The organism is Burkholderia sp. 10_S31, from assembly GCF_056930375.1.
This window is the reverse complement of sequence record NZ_JBXOWK010000001.1, coordinates 955717-968559: the sequence shown is the minus strand read 5'-3', so window position 1 is coordinate 968559 and position 12843 is coordinate 955717. Positions and strand designations below refer to the sequence as shown.

Annotated in this window: 13 protein-coding genes; 5 read left to right on the top strand and 8 right to left on the bottom strand. The window is 65.5% G+C overall.

Annotated elements, in window-relative coordinates; translation table 11 throughout:
* The first annotated feature begins 2 nt into the window (after positions 1-2).
* Together AC1Z3W_RS04435 and AC1Z3W_RS04430 are read left to right on the top strand one after the other, a co-directional pair.
* Positions 3-1646 (top strand): DUF2334 domain-containing protein, encoded by a 1644-nt coding sequence (locus AC1Z3W_RS04435; protein WP_057925760.1) that lies wholly within the window; start codon positions 3-5, stop codon positions 1644-1646.
* A gap of 105 nt (positions 1647-1751) precedes the next feature.
* Positions 1752-2726 (top strand): alpha-amylase family protein, encoded by a 975-nt coding sequence (locus AC1Z3W_RS04430; RefSeq protein WP_124832516.1) that lies wholly within the window; start codon positions 1752-1754, stop codon positions 2724-2726.
* A 284-nt stretch (positions 2727-3010) separates the two neighbouring features.
* Here the strand turns inward: AC1Z3W_RS04430 and AC1Z3W_RS04425 are convergent, their stop codons facing one another.
* The 4 genes from AC1Z3W_RS04425 to AC1Z3W_RS04410 all read right to left on the bottom strand — a co-directional run bounded on the left by AC1Z3W_RS04425 (position 3011) and on the right by AC1Z3W_RS04410 (position 6150).
* Positions 3011-3778, bottom strand: coding sequence for an ABC transporter ATP-binding protein (locus tag AC1Z3W_RS04425; RefSeq protein ID WP_057925762.1), 768 nt, complete (start codon positions 3776-3778; stop codon positions 3011-3013).
* A gap of 24 nt (positions 3779-3802) precedes the next feature.
* Positions 3803-4516, bottom strand: a complete 714-nt coding sequence (locus AC1Z3W_RS04420) for an ABC transporter permease (protein WP_057925763.1) — start codon at positions 4514-4516, stop codon at positions 3803-3805.
* Positions 4513-5202 carry an ABC transporter permease gene (locus AC1Z3W_RS04415; RefSeq protein WP_057925764.1) on the bottom strand — a complete coding sequence of 230 codons (690 nt, stop codon included), beginning with the start codon at positions 5200-5202 and terminating at the stop codon, positions 4513-4515. The genes AC1Z3W_RS04420 and AC1Z3W_RS04415 overlap by 4 nt, the downstream gene beginning before the upstream one ends.
* Positions 5203-5376: 174 nt before the next feature.
* Complete coding sequence (locus AC1Z3W_RS04410) at positions 5377-6150, bottom strand: ABC transporter substrate-binding protein (protein WP_057925765.1); 774 nt, start codon at positions 6148-6150, stop codon at positions 5377-5379.
* 493 nt (positions 6151-6643) lie between these two features.
* Between AC1Z3W_RS04410 and hutC the strand changes: the two genes are divergently transcribed.
* Positions 6644-7339, top strand: coding sequence for a histidine utilization repressor (gene hutC / locus AC1Z3W_RS04405; RefSeq protein ID WP_057925766.1), 696 nt, complete (start codon positions 6644-6646; stop codon positions 7337-7339).
* Positions 7340-7363: 24 nt separating this feature from the next.
* Here the strand turns inward: hutC and AC1Z3W_RS04400 are convergent, their stop codons facing one another.
* The gene (locus AC1Z3W_RS04400) at positions 7364-8605 is read right to left on the bottom strand and encodes a glycosyltransferase (RefSeq protein ID WP_483507119.1); all 1242 of its coding nucleotides are present in this window, start codon (positions 8603-8605) and stop codon (positions 7364-7366) included.
* A gap of 95 nt (positions 8606-8700) precedes the next feature.
* Between AC1Z3W_RS04400 and AC1Z3W_RS04395 the strand changes: the two genes are divergently transcribed.
* Entirely contained in the window at positions 8701-9321 is a 621-nt protein-coding gene (locus AC1Z3W_RS04395) for a TetR/AcrR family transcriptional regulator (RefSeq protein WP_124832518.1), read from the top strand.
* Between the two features lie 622 nt (positions 9322-9943).
* Positions 9944-10297 (top strand): hypothetical protein, encoded by a 354-nt coding sequence (locus AC1Z3W_RS04390; RefSeq protein WP_057925770.1) that lies wholly within the window; start codon positions 9944-9946, stop codon positions 10295-10297.
* A 51-nt stretch (positions 10298-10348) separates the two neighbouring features.
* Here the strand turns inward: AC1Z3W_RS04390 and AC1Z3W_RS04385 are convergent, their stop codons facing one another.
* From AC1Z3W_RS04385 to AC1Z3W_RS04375, 3 genes are all read right to left on the bottom strand, one after another.
* Positions 10349-11191, bottom strand: a complete 843-nt coding sequence (locus AC1Z3W_RS04385; RefSeq protein ID WP_124832520.1) for an alpha/beta fold hydrolase — start codon at positions 11189-11191, stop codon at positions 10349-10351.
* 114 nt (positions 11192-11305) lie between these two features.
* A complete protein-coding gene (locus AC1Z3W_RS04380; protein WP_012365478.1) occupies positions 11306-12223 on the bottom strand; it encodes a LysR family transcriptional regulator in 918 nt (305 codons plus the stop codon).
* A gap of 256 nt (positions 12224-12479) precedes the next feature.
* Complete coding sequence (locus AC1Z3W_RS04375; protein ID WP_044848083.1) at positions 12480-12725, bottom strand: DUF3717 domain-containing protein; 246 nt, start codon at positions 12723-12725, stop codon at positions 12480-12482.
* Between the last annotated feature and the right edge of the window lie 118 nt (positions 12726-12843).

Below are 12843 nucleotides of genomic sequence, written 5' to 3'. Positions count from 1 at the left end.
CCATGAAAAAGATCTTGATCGTCATAGCCCTGCTTGCCGGACTCGCGCAAATGACATTGCCGGGCACGGCGCACGCGCAGGCCACCACCGCACACACGCTCGTGCTGTACGACAACCCGGCCAACGACCCGTATTCGAAGCTCGGCCTCATGTACAGCATCATGCTGAGGAACCTGCTCGGTCACTTCAATACGACCGTCGATCTGGTACCGATACAGAACTACACGGCGGGCATGATCGGCAGCCACGACGCCACGTTCTATGTCGGCGACTACTACAACAATCCGATTCCGACGGCGTTCATGAGCGACGTGATGACCGCCACGAAGACCGTGGTCTGGTTCAAGTACAACCTGTGGCAGCTCGCATGGAACACGGCCTACACGTTCAACCAGACCTACGGGATCAACTTCCTGGGCCTTGCCGGGATGAACGCGCCGCCTTCGTCGAGCAATCCGAATCCCGGCTTCTACGACACGGTCACGTACAAGAACCTGTCGATGGTCAAGTACTACGCGTATGACGCATCGACGGGCGTCATCAATGCGGACCCCGATGTCGGACTGACCCAGGTCGTCGACACCACCAAGGCGCAAGTGCTCGTCACCATGAAGAACAGCAAGAGCGGCGCCACCACGCCGTACATCGTTCGCTCGGGCAAGTTCTGGTATTTCGCGGACATGCCGTTCTCGTACATCGGCCCGACGGATCGCTACCTGGTGATCTGCGACATCCTGCACGACATCCTGCAGACCAATGCACCGGTGAATCACCGCGCGCTCGTTCGTCTCGAGGATCTCGACGCATACACGACGACGAGCTCGATGAAACAGCTGACGGATTACCTGTCCACGAAGAAGATCAAGTTCACGATGGCGACCATCCCGCTGTATACCGATCCGAACGGGTATTACAACGGCGGCGTCCCGGAAACGATCCACCTCGCGCAGGCGACGGGCCTCAAGAGTGCGCTGAACTATGCGATCGCGCGCGGCGGCTCGATCATCATGCACGGCTATACGCACCAGTACGACTCGACACCTAACCTGCAGAACGCGGTCAGCGGCAGCGACTACGAGTTCTGGTTCGCGGTGCAGAATCGTCCTGTCGATGAGGACTCCGTTCAATGGGCGGAAGGCAGAATGGCCAATGGCCTCCTCGAGTTCACGAACAACGGCTACAAGGTCGTCGGCTGGGCCGCGCCGCAGTACCAGATGTCGCCGAACGCAGCGGCGGCCACGGCGCTGACGTTCCCGACCACGTTCCAGCGGGCCGTCTACTACACGTCGACCAATCCGCAAATCGGAACGGGCGCGGCCAACCAGGACTTTTCGGCCGGGCAGTTCTTCCCGTACATCATCAACTCCGATTACTACGGTGAGCGGATCATTCCGGAGAACCTGGGCAGCATCCAGTACAACATCTGCAATATCGACCCGTTCTCGTGCATCGCGTACACGTGGCAGCAACTCGTCACCAATGCGCAGTATGGCCTGGCGGTACGGGATGGCTTCGCGTCGTTCTTCTTCCATCCGTACTGGCTCGAACCCGACCTCAAATTGCCGGCGTTCAAGGACTTCCAGAGTCTCGTGACCGCCATTACGAACCTCGGCTATACGTGGGCGGACGGCACGACCGCCAAGTGACATGCGCCGGAGAAAGCCTCGTGCGACCCGCAGCAGCAAGGCGGGTCGCACGCCTGCATCCGATCGGCTACGATGATGCGCATGAGTGCTTCCGGGGAGGCAGCGATGATCACGTACGCCATCCTGGCCTTGCGCGGAATTCGACGGCGTATGGGCTGGCTTCGGCTCGCAGGTCGGCTACGCCGGCACGCGCAGGCGCCGCCGCGCTCGTCCCGCGCGACGACGCTCGCGGCCATCGGCGCATCGCTCATCATGGCCGCGTGTAGCTGGACGGCGCACGACGTGCATGCCGACGGAATCGTCTGGCAGGTGGACAACACGACGACGAATCCCGTCGGAAACTGGCAGATGCTCGGCGTGCACGATCTGCTGATCCAGTGGAGCGTCGTCGACGATACCGCGTACGTGCCGAACACCAGCATCCGTTCCGCGGCACACCTTCCCGACTGGGAGCGCATCGGTCGCGAGCCGTGGGCCAGGAACGTCATCCTGGGCCTGGCCGGCTACCAGGACGAAAGGCGCGCACGCAGCCATCTGTCGACGCTTGCGGACCAGTCCGCGGAGGTGGCGCGCGTGCACGTCCCGCTGCACGTGACCGGTTACTACTTCCCGGTCGAAATCGATCCGACCTGGCAGGATGCGCCGAAACTTGCCGAGATTCTGAAGCGCTTGCCGCATCCGCTTTGGGTCAGCGTCTACGATCAGACCAATATCGGCGGAAAGGCACTGGCCGACTGGCTCGCATCGTGGCTGCCCGCGGACGTCGGTGTGTTCTTCCAGGATGGCTGCGGCGTCTATGCGCGCGAGCCCTACGTCGCGCGCACCTACCTCGACGAGCTGGCCGCGCGCCTCGGAAAACGACGTGTGCGGATGATCGCCGAAGCCTTCCGGCCTGCCGAGCATGGTGGATTTCGTGCGGCCAGCGCCGAGGAACTGGGCAAGCAGCTGGCGACTTATCGGGGCTATCCAGTCTATCTGTTCGATGGCCCGCACTATGTGTCGGACAACCTCACGCGCGAACTCATCATCAACAGGACGACCAAACCGCCCGCGGTCGAGCCGGCCAGGACGAGCCCCTGATCCTGTCCGCATCCGGGTTCCCATGCAGACGGCAAGCCCCGCGCAACGGCGGCGAAGCTGACGGTTGCACACGCAGATGCTTGCGATGCTTTCAGCAACGCAACAGTCTGGAATTCGAATGAAGCGGCGTCGCCGGCACGGGCGAACGCGCGCGAGGAGAGATCAGGAAGAGAAACGGCGCGATGACCGATCGCGCCGGGAGACAACCAGGAAGAACCGGACGAGCCACCGCGTGCCGGACGTGCGCATCGAGACCGCCCGTTCGCCGCACGCGGTCTTGCGACTTACTTCAATCGCCCCGACAGGAATTGCCCGAGCCGCTCGCTCTTCGGATTGACGAGAATCTCCTGCGGATCGCCTTCTTCCTCGATCTTCCCCTGATGCAGGAAGATCACGTGATTCGACACGTTGCGCGCGAAGCCCATCTCGTGCGTGACGACGACCATCGTGCGGCCTTCCTCGGCGAGCTTCTGCATCACCTTCAGCACTTCACCGACGAGTTCCGGGTCGAGCGCCGACGTCGGCTCGTCGAACAGCATCACCTCGGGTTCCATCGCGAGCGCACGCGCGATCGCGACGCGCTGCTGCTGGCCGCCCGACAGGTGCGACGGGTACATGCCTTCGACACGCGGCGCGAGGCCGACTTTCTCCAGATACTTGCGCGCCCGCGCGACGGCCTCTTCCTTGCCGATCCCGAGCACGGCCATCGGCGCCTCGATCACGTTCTCGAGCACCGTCATGTGCGCCCACAGGTTGAAGTGCTGGAACACCATCGACAGCTTCGTGCGCATCCGCTGCAGCTGCTTCTGGTCGGCCACGCGCAGCGCGCCGTTGCGATCGCGTGTGGTCTGGATCGGCTCGCTGCCGATCGTGATCTGCCCCGAGCACGGCTGCTCGAGGAAGTTGATGCAGCGCAGGAACGTGCTCTTGCCGGAGCCGCTCGAGCCGATGATGCTGATCACGTCGCCGGCCTTCGCCTTCATCGACACGCCCTTCAACACCTCGTTGTCGCCGAACTTCTTGTGGAGATTTTCAACGGTGAGCTTGTACATGCTTGGTCCTTCGTTGCGAATGCATTAATGGCCGCGCGGTGCGAGATACGCGAGCCAGCGCGTCTCGAGCTTGCGGAACGCCCAGATGAGCGTGAACACGACGATGGCGTACAGCGCGGCCGCGATGCCGTAGGCCTGGAACGACATGTACGTCGCGGAATTGACGTCGCGCGTGACCTTCAGGATGTCGGGCACGGTTGCCGTGAACGCGAGCGTCGTCGCGTGCAGCATCAGGATCACTTCGTTGCTGTAGCTCGGCAGCGAACGACGCAGCGCGGACGGCAGGATGATGCGCGTATAGAGCTTGAAGCGCGACATCCCGTACGCCATGCCGGCCTCGATCTCGCCGGCCGACGTCGCCTTGATCGCGCCCGCGAAGATCTCGGTCGCATACGCGCATTCGTTCAGCACGAACGCGAGCAGCGTGCAGTTCATCGCGTTGCGGAAGAACGTGTCGAGCAGCACGTGGTTGTGCACGACCTGCAGGCTGTAGATGCCGGTGTAGCACATCAGCAGCTGCACGTAGAGCGGCGTGCCGCGGAACACGTACGTATAGAGCCACACCGGGCCGGAGATCCAGCGGTTCGACGATGCGCGCGCGATCGCGAGCGGCACGGCCAGCGCGAAGCCGAGCGCGATCGACACGACCAGCAGCCAGAGCGTGATCGCGAGGCCGCTGAAACGGTAGCCGTCGGTGTAGAGATAGCTTTGCCAGTACTGGCTGACGAGTTCGATCACAGTGCAAGCCTCCGGACGCCGACGGAATAACGCTTCTCGAGGTGGTGCAGCACGACGTTCGACACCGTCGTGATCGCGAGGTAGATCGCGCCTGCCGCGAGCGTGAAGAAGAAGAAATCGAGCGTGCTCTTGCCGGCGTCCTGCGACGCCTTCACGACATCGGCGAGGCCGATGATCGACACGAGCGCGGTGGCCTTCACGAGCACCTGCCAGTTGTTGCCGATGCCCGGCAGCGCGAAACGCATCATCTGCGGGAACAGGATCCGGTGGAACACGCGCCAGCCGCTCATCCCGTACGCGAAGCCTGCTTCGAGCTGGCCACGCGGCACCGCGAGGAACGCGCCGCGGAACGTCTCGGTGAAATACGCGCCGTAGATGAAGCCGAGCGTGATCACGCCGGCCACGAACGGGTCGATGTCGATCTGGTCCCAGCCGAGCATGTCGGTCACGTTGTTCAGCAGGATCTGGATCCCGTAGAACAGCAGCAGCATCAGCACGAGATCGGGCACCGCGCGGATCAGCGTCGTATAGAACGTGCCGATCGACTTGAGCACGCGGTTGGTCGACAGTTTCGCGGCCGCGCCCGCGAGGCCCAGTATGAGCGACGCGGCGAGCGACAGCACCGCAAGCTTCACGGTCTCGACCGTGCCGGCCCACAACAGCGGGCCAAATCCTTGGAAGATCATATGAGGGATCCAGAACGAGGTGGCTGGATTGTCAATAGCCATTAGCCGCGCATCAAACGATATCTGCGCACTACCTGATGCAACCTGCTCATCAAGTCGAACGCATCACGCGCAGCGGGTTGCACCCATAACGGACGCGGCGCGCGCCACAGCCGATGCGCGCCGCATGGAGGGTCAGCCGCCGTAGACGTCGAACGCGAAGTACTTCTTCTCGATCTTCTTGTACGTGCCGTCCTTGATGATGTCGGCGATCGCGTGGTCGATCTTCGCCTTCAGGTCGGCATCGTCCTTGCGCAGCCCGATGCCGGCGCCGTTGCCGAGCGTCTTCGGATCGTCGATATCCTTGCCGGCGAAGTCGAAGTTCGCGCCGCGCGGCGTCTTCAGGAAGCCGATATCGGCCTGCACCGCATCCTGCAGCGCGGCGTCGAGGCGGCCGGACATCAGGTCCTGGTACACGCCGTCCTGGTTCTGGTACGGCACGACCTGCACGCCCTTCGGCGCCCAGTAGGTCTTCGCGTAGGTTTCCTGGATCGTGCCCTGCTCGACGCCGACCGACTTGCCCTTCAGCGATTCGGCCGTCGGCAGCAGGTTCGAACCCTTCTTCGCGACGAGGCGCGTCGGCGTGTTGAACAGCTTGTCGGAGAACGCGATCTGCTCGGCGCGCGCCGGCGTCATCGACATCGACGACAGCACGCCGTCGAACTTCTTCGCCTTCAGGGCCGGGATCATCCCGTCGAAGTCGTTCTCGATCCACACGCATTTCGCCTTCAGGCGGGCGCAGATCTCGTTGCCGAGATCGACGTCGAAGCCGACGACCTTGCCGCTTGTGTCCTTCGATTCGAACGGCGGATAGCTGGCGTCGACGCCGAACCGGATCGTCGTCCAATCCTTGGCGTGGGCACCGACCGCGATGCAGGCAAGGGCAATACTGAGCGCGAGTTTCTTCATGGCGTTCCTGTAATAGGCGAACTGGCACGGGTCCCGTCGGGCGACGCCGCCGCGAACCCTTCCAACCCGGAAGCCGTCCGTCCGACGACGCTCCAAGTTGTACATACAACTTTGCCTTTTCCATGCCACCGTCGGCAATCCGTGTTTATCTCTAATTGTCGGCGGATTGTTTCCATGAGCGAATTTCCCTTATATTTCAATTCGCTACACATTACATGCAGATAAAGTATTGCTTTCATCGGGAGTTCAGCGCACCGCCGGCGCACCATTATTTGTCTATACTTTTTCGCTTGCCGCCCTCTCCGGCGCGACGGCCGCCGCCGATCCGGCCATGCGAGCCCGCGCCCCTTCGGCCGTACGCACGCCGGAATAACCCCAATCAACGGCCCCCGGTCGGGCCCGCGCGGCGTCGAACCCGGTACACTGCGCCGGGACACCGCACCAAGGCCGGTCTGCGACGGCACGCGGCCGCTGCCTCTTGAACAGCAACGCAATGACCACACCGATCTATCAGGAAATCAAGGACTTCATCCTCGCGCGCATCCATGCGGGCGAGTGGGCGGAAGGCGACCAGGTGCCGTCGGAGAACGAGCTCGCGCGTGAATTCAACGTCGCGCGAATGACCGTCAACCGCGCGCTGCGCGAGCTGACGGCCGAGCAGGTGCTCACGCGCACGCGCGGCTCCGGCACCTACGTCGCTTCGCCGAAATACGAATCGACGCTGGTCGCGATCCGCAGCATCTCGGATGAAGTCGCCGCGCGCGGCCATGGATACCGTGCGCAGGTGCTGGAGGTCGGCGCGGCGATCGCCGACGCGAAGCTCGCCGACGAGCTGCAGCTCGACACGGGCAGCCCGATCTTCCATTCGCGCGTGCTGCACTTCGAGAACGACACGCCCGTGCAGCTCGAGGAACGCTGGGTCAATCCGGCCTGCGCGCCCGAATACGCGCTGCAGGACTTCACGACGACGACGCCGAACCAGTACCTGACGCGCGTCGCGCCGCTGCAGCGGGTCGAATACCGGATCGAGGCCGCGATGCCCGATGCGCAAACGCGCCGCCACCTGTCGATGGATGAACGCGAGCCCTGCCTGCTGCTGCATCGGCGTACGTGGTCGCAGGGGATGGTCGCGTCGGTCGCGAATCTGTGGCACCCGGGCAGCCGCTACCGGTTCACCGGGCATTTCTGACGCCGACACCGGCCCGCGGCACGATCAGCGCGCGCCGGGCCGGCCCCAACGCTCGATCGCATCGACTGCGACACGCAACCCGTCCTCCCGCGCGATCCGCGCACCGAGTTCGGCGGCACGCGCTTTCGTGTCGGCACGCGCCGCGAATGCCATCGCGCCGGCGAGCGCGGCGGCATCCATCCGCCGTCCCGCCACCCGCGCATCCGCGACGCCGAGCCGCTGCAGCCGGTTCGCCCAGAAGAACTGGTCGCCCGCGAACGGCACGACGACCGACGGAATACCCGCCCGCGCGGCCGAATGCGTGGTGCCCGATCCGCCGTGGTGGATCGCCATCGATACACGCGGAAACAACCAGTCGTGCGGCGTCTCGCCGATCGCGTGCACATGCGCCGGCAGCATCGACGCATCGATGCCGCTCCAGCCCGGCTGGAACAACGCGCGCCGGCCGTCGAGCGCCCGCGCCAGCGCGTCGGCCATCGCGGCCCGGTCGAATCCGGCCATGCTGCCGAAACCGATATACACGGGCGGATCGCCCGCTTCGATAAAGGCCGAGAGCGCGGGCGGCGGCGTCCACGCCCGCGCATCGATGCGCCACTGACCGCATGCCAGCGCGTTCGACGGCCAGTCGGCCGGCTCGGACAGCAGCACGGGAGACACGCCGTACAGCATCGGATGATCGGTCCACACGCGCCGACGCGGCCGCAGGCCGCACACGCCGGCGCGCGCCGCATTGGTCGCCTTCCTGAACGCCTGCCACAGCAGCGCATTCACGAACCGGTGGCTGGCGCGATTGAGCCAGCGCGGCACCTTGCCGGGCGGCAGGAACGGCGACGCGAACGCCGCGGTCGGCGTGATCGGGATCATCCCCGTGCCGATCGCCGGCACGCCGCGATACTCGGCGACCGACAGCCCGACGAACGACGCCAGCCCCAACACGAGGATCGCATCGCAACCGGCCGATGCGCGCGCGACTTCGCGCATCCATGCAGCGGTGTTCGCATTCGCGATCGCCGCGAGCGCTCTCGACGTGTCGTTGAAGCCACCGCGCCCGCGCACCGCATCGGACAATGGGCCATCCGGCGCGATCGCCGCGCGGATATCGCCGGACAACGGCTCGGACGGCACGCCGAGCGCGGCGGCCGAACCGAGCGTCGCGACATCGGCCAGCAGCCGGACTTCGTGACCGGCATCCAGCAGCGCGCGGCCGAGCGCAGCGAGCGGGCGCGTGTCGCCTTCGGTGCCGTAAGTGGCTATGACGAGCTTCATGCATGACTCCTCGTGCACGCTGCAAACGAGTGGATTCATAAAAGTGCACGTCGTATACTAATGTAATTCGTGCACTTTCCGTCAATCCCCGAGCCATGCCGACAACGACCGACGATCCGGGCCGCCGCGCACGCAAGCGCATCCAGATGCTCGCGCATCTCGCCGACACCGGCGCACACCTGTTCGATGCGCACGGCTACGACGCCGTCACGATGGAGCAAATCGCCGCGCAGGCCGACGTCGCGAAACGCACGCTGTACAACCACTTCCCGACGAAGGAAGCCGTGCTCGCGCACTGGCTCGAACGCGAACTCGCGCGCGACCTCGCACATCTGCAGCGCGACGTCGCGAGACGGAAAACCTTCGCATCGCGAATCGCCTGCGTGCTCGATGCGTCGGCCGCATGGTGCGAACAGCATCCGGTGTACCTGCTCGCGTACCTGCGACATCGACTCCTCAGCATCGGTGCGGCGCAAACGGAAAGCGGAAAGGAGAACGGCGGCGACGTCGCACTCGTGTGGCAGCAGTTGATCGCGGCCGGCCAGCAGGCGGGCGAACTGAATCCGGCGCTGGCCGCCGATCAGCTCGCGACCTGGTTTCATCACCTGTATCTCGCGGCGATGCTGCGCTGGCTGAGCGTGCCGGGGTTGTCGCTGAAGCGGGAATTCCAAGCAGTCGCGAAGCTGTTCGTCGAAGGCGCGCAGGCAAAGCCGTGAGCGGCCACTGCGGCCCGTCAGGTACTCGGAGCCGCCCGAGCGATGACCGATCGCTCGGCCGACCGTGCCCGCTACGCTCGACGTGCTTCGCGTACAAATTGCCGACATCGCCGCAATACGCTCCGATCGCCGCTCGATCGCGCGGGCATGCGCGCAAACGCGGCGCTCGCGAACACCGCCGCACTGTTCGCGCCACTCGATACCGAACTCGCGCCGCATGCGCGCGGCACGCTGGCTGCCGCGCGGCAGGCGTTCACGGCCGCGCAGGCGACGCTCGGGCACGAAGGTGCGTCCGCATCGAACGTGCCCCGTGCGCTGACGCAATTCATAGCGCGCTGCGCGCGCTGGCCGGCGATCTGGAACGCCATCTGGAATGGCTGCCGCCCGGCACGACGGGCGACACGCGGCCTGCCGACGCATCGCGTGGCGCGCGCGGACCGCCGATTGCGTCGCGCGATGCACGGGATTTTTACAACGCACGCACGGACGGGATGCCAAATTTCCTGCGCAGCAGTATGCTGGTGTCGTACGGCCGCGCACGATGCATCGGGCAATCCCCTAGTCCGCACGTCGTTGCGCCGCCGTCGCGACCGCAATCATGCGTTGCAAGGAGGGCTTCGTGATGGCTACCACGCATCAGCACTTCCACCTCGAACTACGGCACGCCACCGCGCCGACGTATTTCATCAGCTACCTGTTTCCCGCCTTGCTGTTCGTTTACGAACTGCTGCGCGTCGGCCAATGGATCCGCGATCACGGGATGCAATTCGCCGCGTTCAAGCAGATGGGTTACGAGTATCTGCTGATGCTGCTGTTCGTCGGGCTGCAGATCGTCGTCGAGGCGATCTTCCTGCTCGGCGCCGCGATGCGCCGCGACCATCGCGATTTCGAGCACCGCCTGCCGAACGTGGTCCTCGGCATCGGCTGCTCGATCGCGCTGCTCGCGATCGATCTCGCGATCCAGCTGTCGTTCTGAGGTTCCGAGCGCCGGCGGGCTCGGCCCGCCGGTCGCATCAAGTTCGGGCGCTCAGGCGAGCGCGTCGCGCAGCAACGTCGCGACGGCCCCGAGTACGTCGTTGGTCCGCTCGCGATGCGGCATGTGCCCGCATCCATCGAGCAGCAGGAACGACGACGGCCCCGCGACACGCGCGGCGATCCGCTTCGGATGCACGTCCGACCCGTATTCGTCCTGCTCGCCGTGAATCGCAAGCGTCGCGCAGCGCACGCGCGGCAGTTCGTCGTCGAGGCTCCAGTCGCGAAACGCCGGCGACAGCCACGTATCGACCCACGCACGCAGCACCCATTCGGCTTTGTCACCGTGATAGCGTGCGAGCCGGTCGAGCTGGCCGGGTGCATCGAACTGCTGCGCCGCGTCGCGAATGCCATCGCGCGTGCGATCCTCGACGAACGCCTGCGCGGCGACCGTCACCAGCGCGCGGCAACGCGCCGGATACGCGGCCGCGCATCCGACCGCCATGCCGCCGCCGACGCTGTGCCCGAACGCGACGAATGCATCGATGCCGAACCGTTCGAGCAGCGCATGAAATCCGTGATCGGCCTCGTCGCGCACGAACGTCGTGGCGAGGTGCCCCGGATGGCGATCGGAGCGGCCGAAGCCCAGCCGGTCGTACGCGATCACGTCGCGTCGGGTGGTGCGCGCGAGTTGCGCGGGGAAGTCGCGCCATAGTTCGACGCAGCCGAGCGAATCGTGCAGCAGCACGATGGGCGCGGCCGGCTCAGGCGCGGCCAGCTCAGGCGCGGTCGGCTCAGGCACGGCCGTTTGCAGTGCCGGCGCACCGCGCCAGCGCGTCGCGAAGAGACGCCCTTGCGGCGTCTCGACCCAGGTCTCCTCGGTCACGATTTCAGTCATGTGTGTGTCGTCGTCTGCATGAAGGCGGCCGCACGGGGGCATGCCGCATCGAATGCCGACGATGGTGGCCCGGCGACGCGCACGGCGTCAAGCAAGCCCCCACCGCCCTCGCATTCATTCGGGCTGTGGCGGCAGATACTCCATCTGCGACTCGTCGTAGAGCCGGTAGATCAGCGCCTGCATCGCACGGATGTCCTCCGATTCGTCGAGCATCCGCATGCTCATGATGATCGGCGACACGAGGTTCGGGTCGTCGAGCGGCTTGTAGCTGATGTCATCGCGCTTCAGGCCGTACACGCTGTGCGGCACGACCGACACACCCTCGCCCATCGCGACGAGCCCGAGCGCGATCTGCAACTCGCGCGTCTCGTAGATGCGTCGCGGCTGCAGCGCGCGGTCGTGGAATGCCGCGAGCACCTGGTCCGCATAGCTCGGCCGCGGCGCCTTCGGGAAGATGATCAGCGTATCGTTGACGAGATCGTGCAACGACAGCACGGGCTTCGCGCCGTCGAGCACATGACCGACCGGCAGCGCGACGATCATCCGTTCCTCGCGCAGCACGACGCGCCGCACGCTCGGATCCTCGTGACGGATGCGCCCGAACCCGACGTCGATGCGCCCTTCCTTCAGCGCCTTGATCTGGTCCATCGTCGACATCTCGTGCAGGCTCAGCTCGACAGCCGGATACTCGCTGCGAAAGCGCCGGATGATCTTCGGCAGCATCCCGTACAGCGTCGAGCCGACGAAACCGACCGACATGCTGCGCTCGATCTTGCCGACCCGCTTCGTCATCGATTCGAGCTCGGTCGTCTGCGCGAGCAACTGCACCGCGTGCGAATAGAAGAACCGCCCCGCGTCGGTCAGCTTCAACGGCCGCGCGTTGCGCTCGAACAGCGGCACGCCGAGCGCCTCCTCAAGCTGCTGGATCTGCCGGCTGAGCGGCGGCTGCGCAATGTGCAGGCGCTCGGCCGCGCGCGTGAAATTCCGCTCCTCGGCAACCGCGACGAAGTAGCGGAGGTGTCTCAACTCCATTTTCGAACCCTCCCGGACAGGCAGCGGACGTTCATTCGGCCCTGCGCGGACACGTCCCGCGCCGGTCGCCCACGCTGTGGTCGCCCCGTGATCGCCTGCCCCGCTCCCATGACGATACCTCAGCCGGCGCCGATACCGGCGCGAGCAGCGTCGCGCGTCCGGGTCCGCGTCCGGTACCGCGCAAAGCAAAACGGGAAGCCGACAGGCTTCCCGTTTCTTCATCGACGCCGCATCGCGGCATCGCCTCGACCGCGCGTCATGCCTCGGTTGCGTACAGCGCATCGCGCTGCGCGTCGCTCAGCGAATCGAGCGGCACGTCCGGCAGCCGATAGCAGATCATCGTGCCGTACAGCTCGGCCAGGCAGTTGCTGCCGGCGTCGAGCGCATAGCCGTCCTCGCCGTCCGGCGCCGGCGGATACACTTCGCGCCACGCGTTGATCGCGGCTTCGATTCGCACGATGGAAACGGGTCCGGCCTTCCGCTCGGCGGGTGATGCGCTCATGGATTCCTCTGGGTTGCGCGCGCCGCGGGCCGTGCCGGCCGCGGCGGAACGATGGAAACGCCGGGCGCCGCCGGCCGCCGCAACAGGCGCGCGCCGGATGCCCGATCCGCGCCGCGCT

What these genes read in the sequence shown, in the direction of transcription:
- AC1Z3W_RS04435 (WP_057925760.1), top strand. Translation starts at nt 3, where the DNA reads ATGAAAAAGATCTTGATCGTCATAGCCCTGCTTGCCGGACTCGCGCAA.
- AC1Z3W_RS04430 (WP_124832516.1), top strand. Translation starts at nt 1,752, where the DNA reads ATGATCACGTACGCCATCCTGGCCTTGCGCGGAATTCGACGGCGTATG.
- AC1Z3W_RS04425 (WP_057925762.1), bottom strand. Translation starts at nt 3,778, where the DNA reads ATGTACAAGCTCACCGTTGAAAATCTCCACAAGAAGTTCGGCGACAAC.
- AC1Z3W_RS04415 (WP_057925764.1), bottom strand. Translation starts at nt 5,202, where the DNA reads ATGATCTTCCAAGGATTTGGCCCGCTGTTGTGGGCCGGCACGGTCGAG.
- AC1Z3W_RS04410 (WP_057925765.1), bottom strand. Translation starts at nt 6,150, where the DNA reads ATGAAGAAACTCGCGCTCAGTATTGCCCTTGCCTGCATCGCGGTCGGT.
- hutC (WP_057925766.1), top strand. Translation starts at nt 6,644, where the DNA reads ATGACCACACCGATCTATCAGGAAATCAAGGACTTCATCCTCGCGCGC.
- AC1Z3W_RS04400 (WP_483507119.1), bottom strand. Translation starts at nt 8,605, where the DNA reads ATGAAGCTCGTCATAGCCACTTACGGCACCGAAGGCGACACGCGCCCG.
- AC1Z3W_RS04395 (WP_124832518.1), top strand. Translation starts at nt 8,701, where the DNA reads ATGCCGACAACGACCGACGATCCGGGCCGCCGCGCACGCAAGCGCATC.
- AC1Z3W_RS04390 (WP_057925770.1), top strand. Translation starts at nt 9,944, where the DNA reads ATGGCTACCACGCATCAGCACTTCCACCTCGAACTACGGCACGCCACC.
- AC1Z3W_RS04385 (WP_124832520.1), bottom strand. Translation starts at nt 11,191, where the DNA reads ATGACTGAAATCGTGACCGAGGAGACCTGGGTCGAGACGCCGCAAGGG.
- AC1Z3W_RS04380 (WP_012365478.1), bottom strand. Translation starts at nt 12,223, where the DNA reads ATGGAGTTGAGACACCTCCGCTACTTCGTCGCGGTTGCCGAGGAGCGG.
- AC1Z3W_RS04375 (WP_044848083.1), bottom strand. Translation starts at nt 12,725, where the DNA reads ATGAGCGCATCACCCGCCGAGCGGAAGGCCGGACCCGTTTCCATCGTG.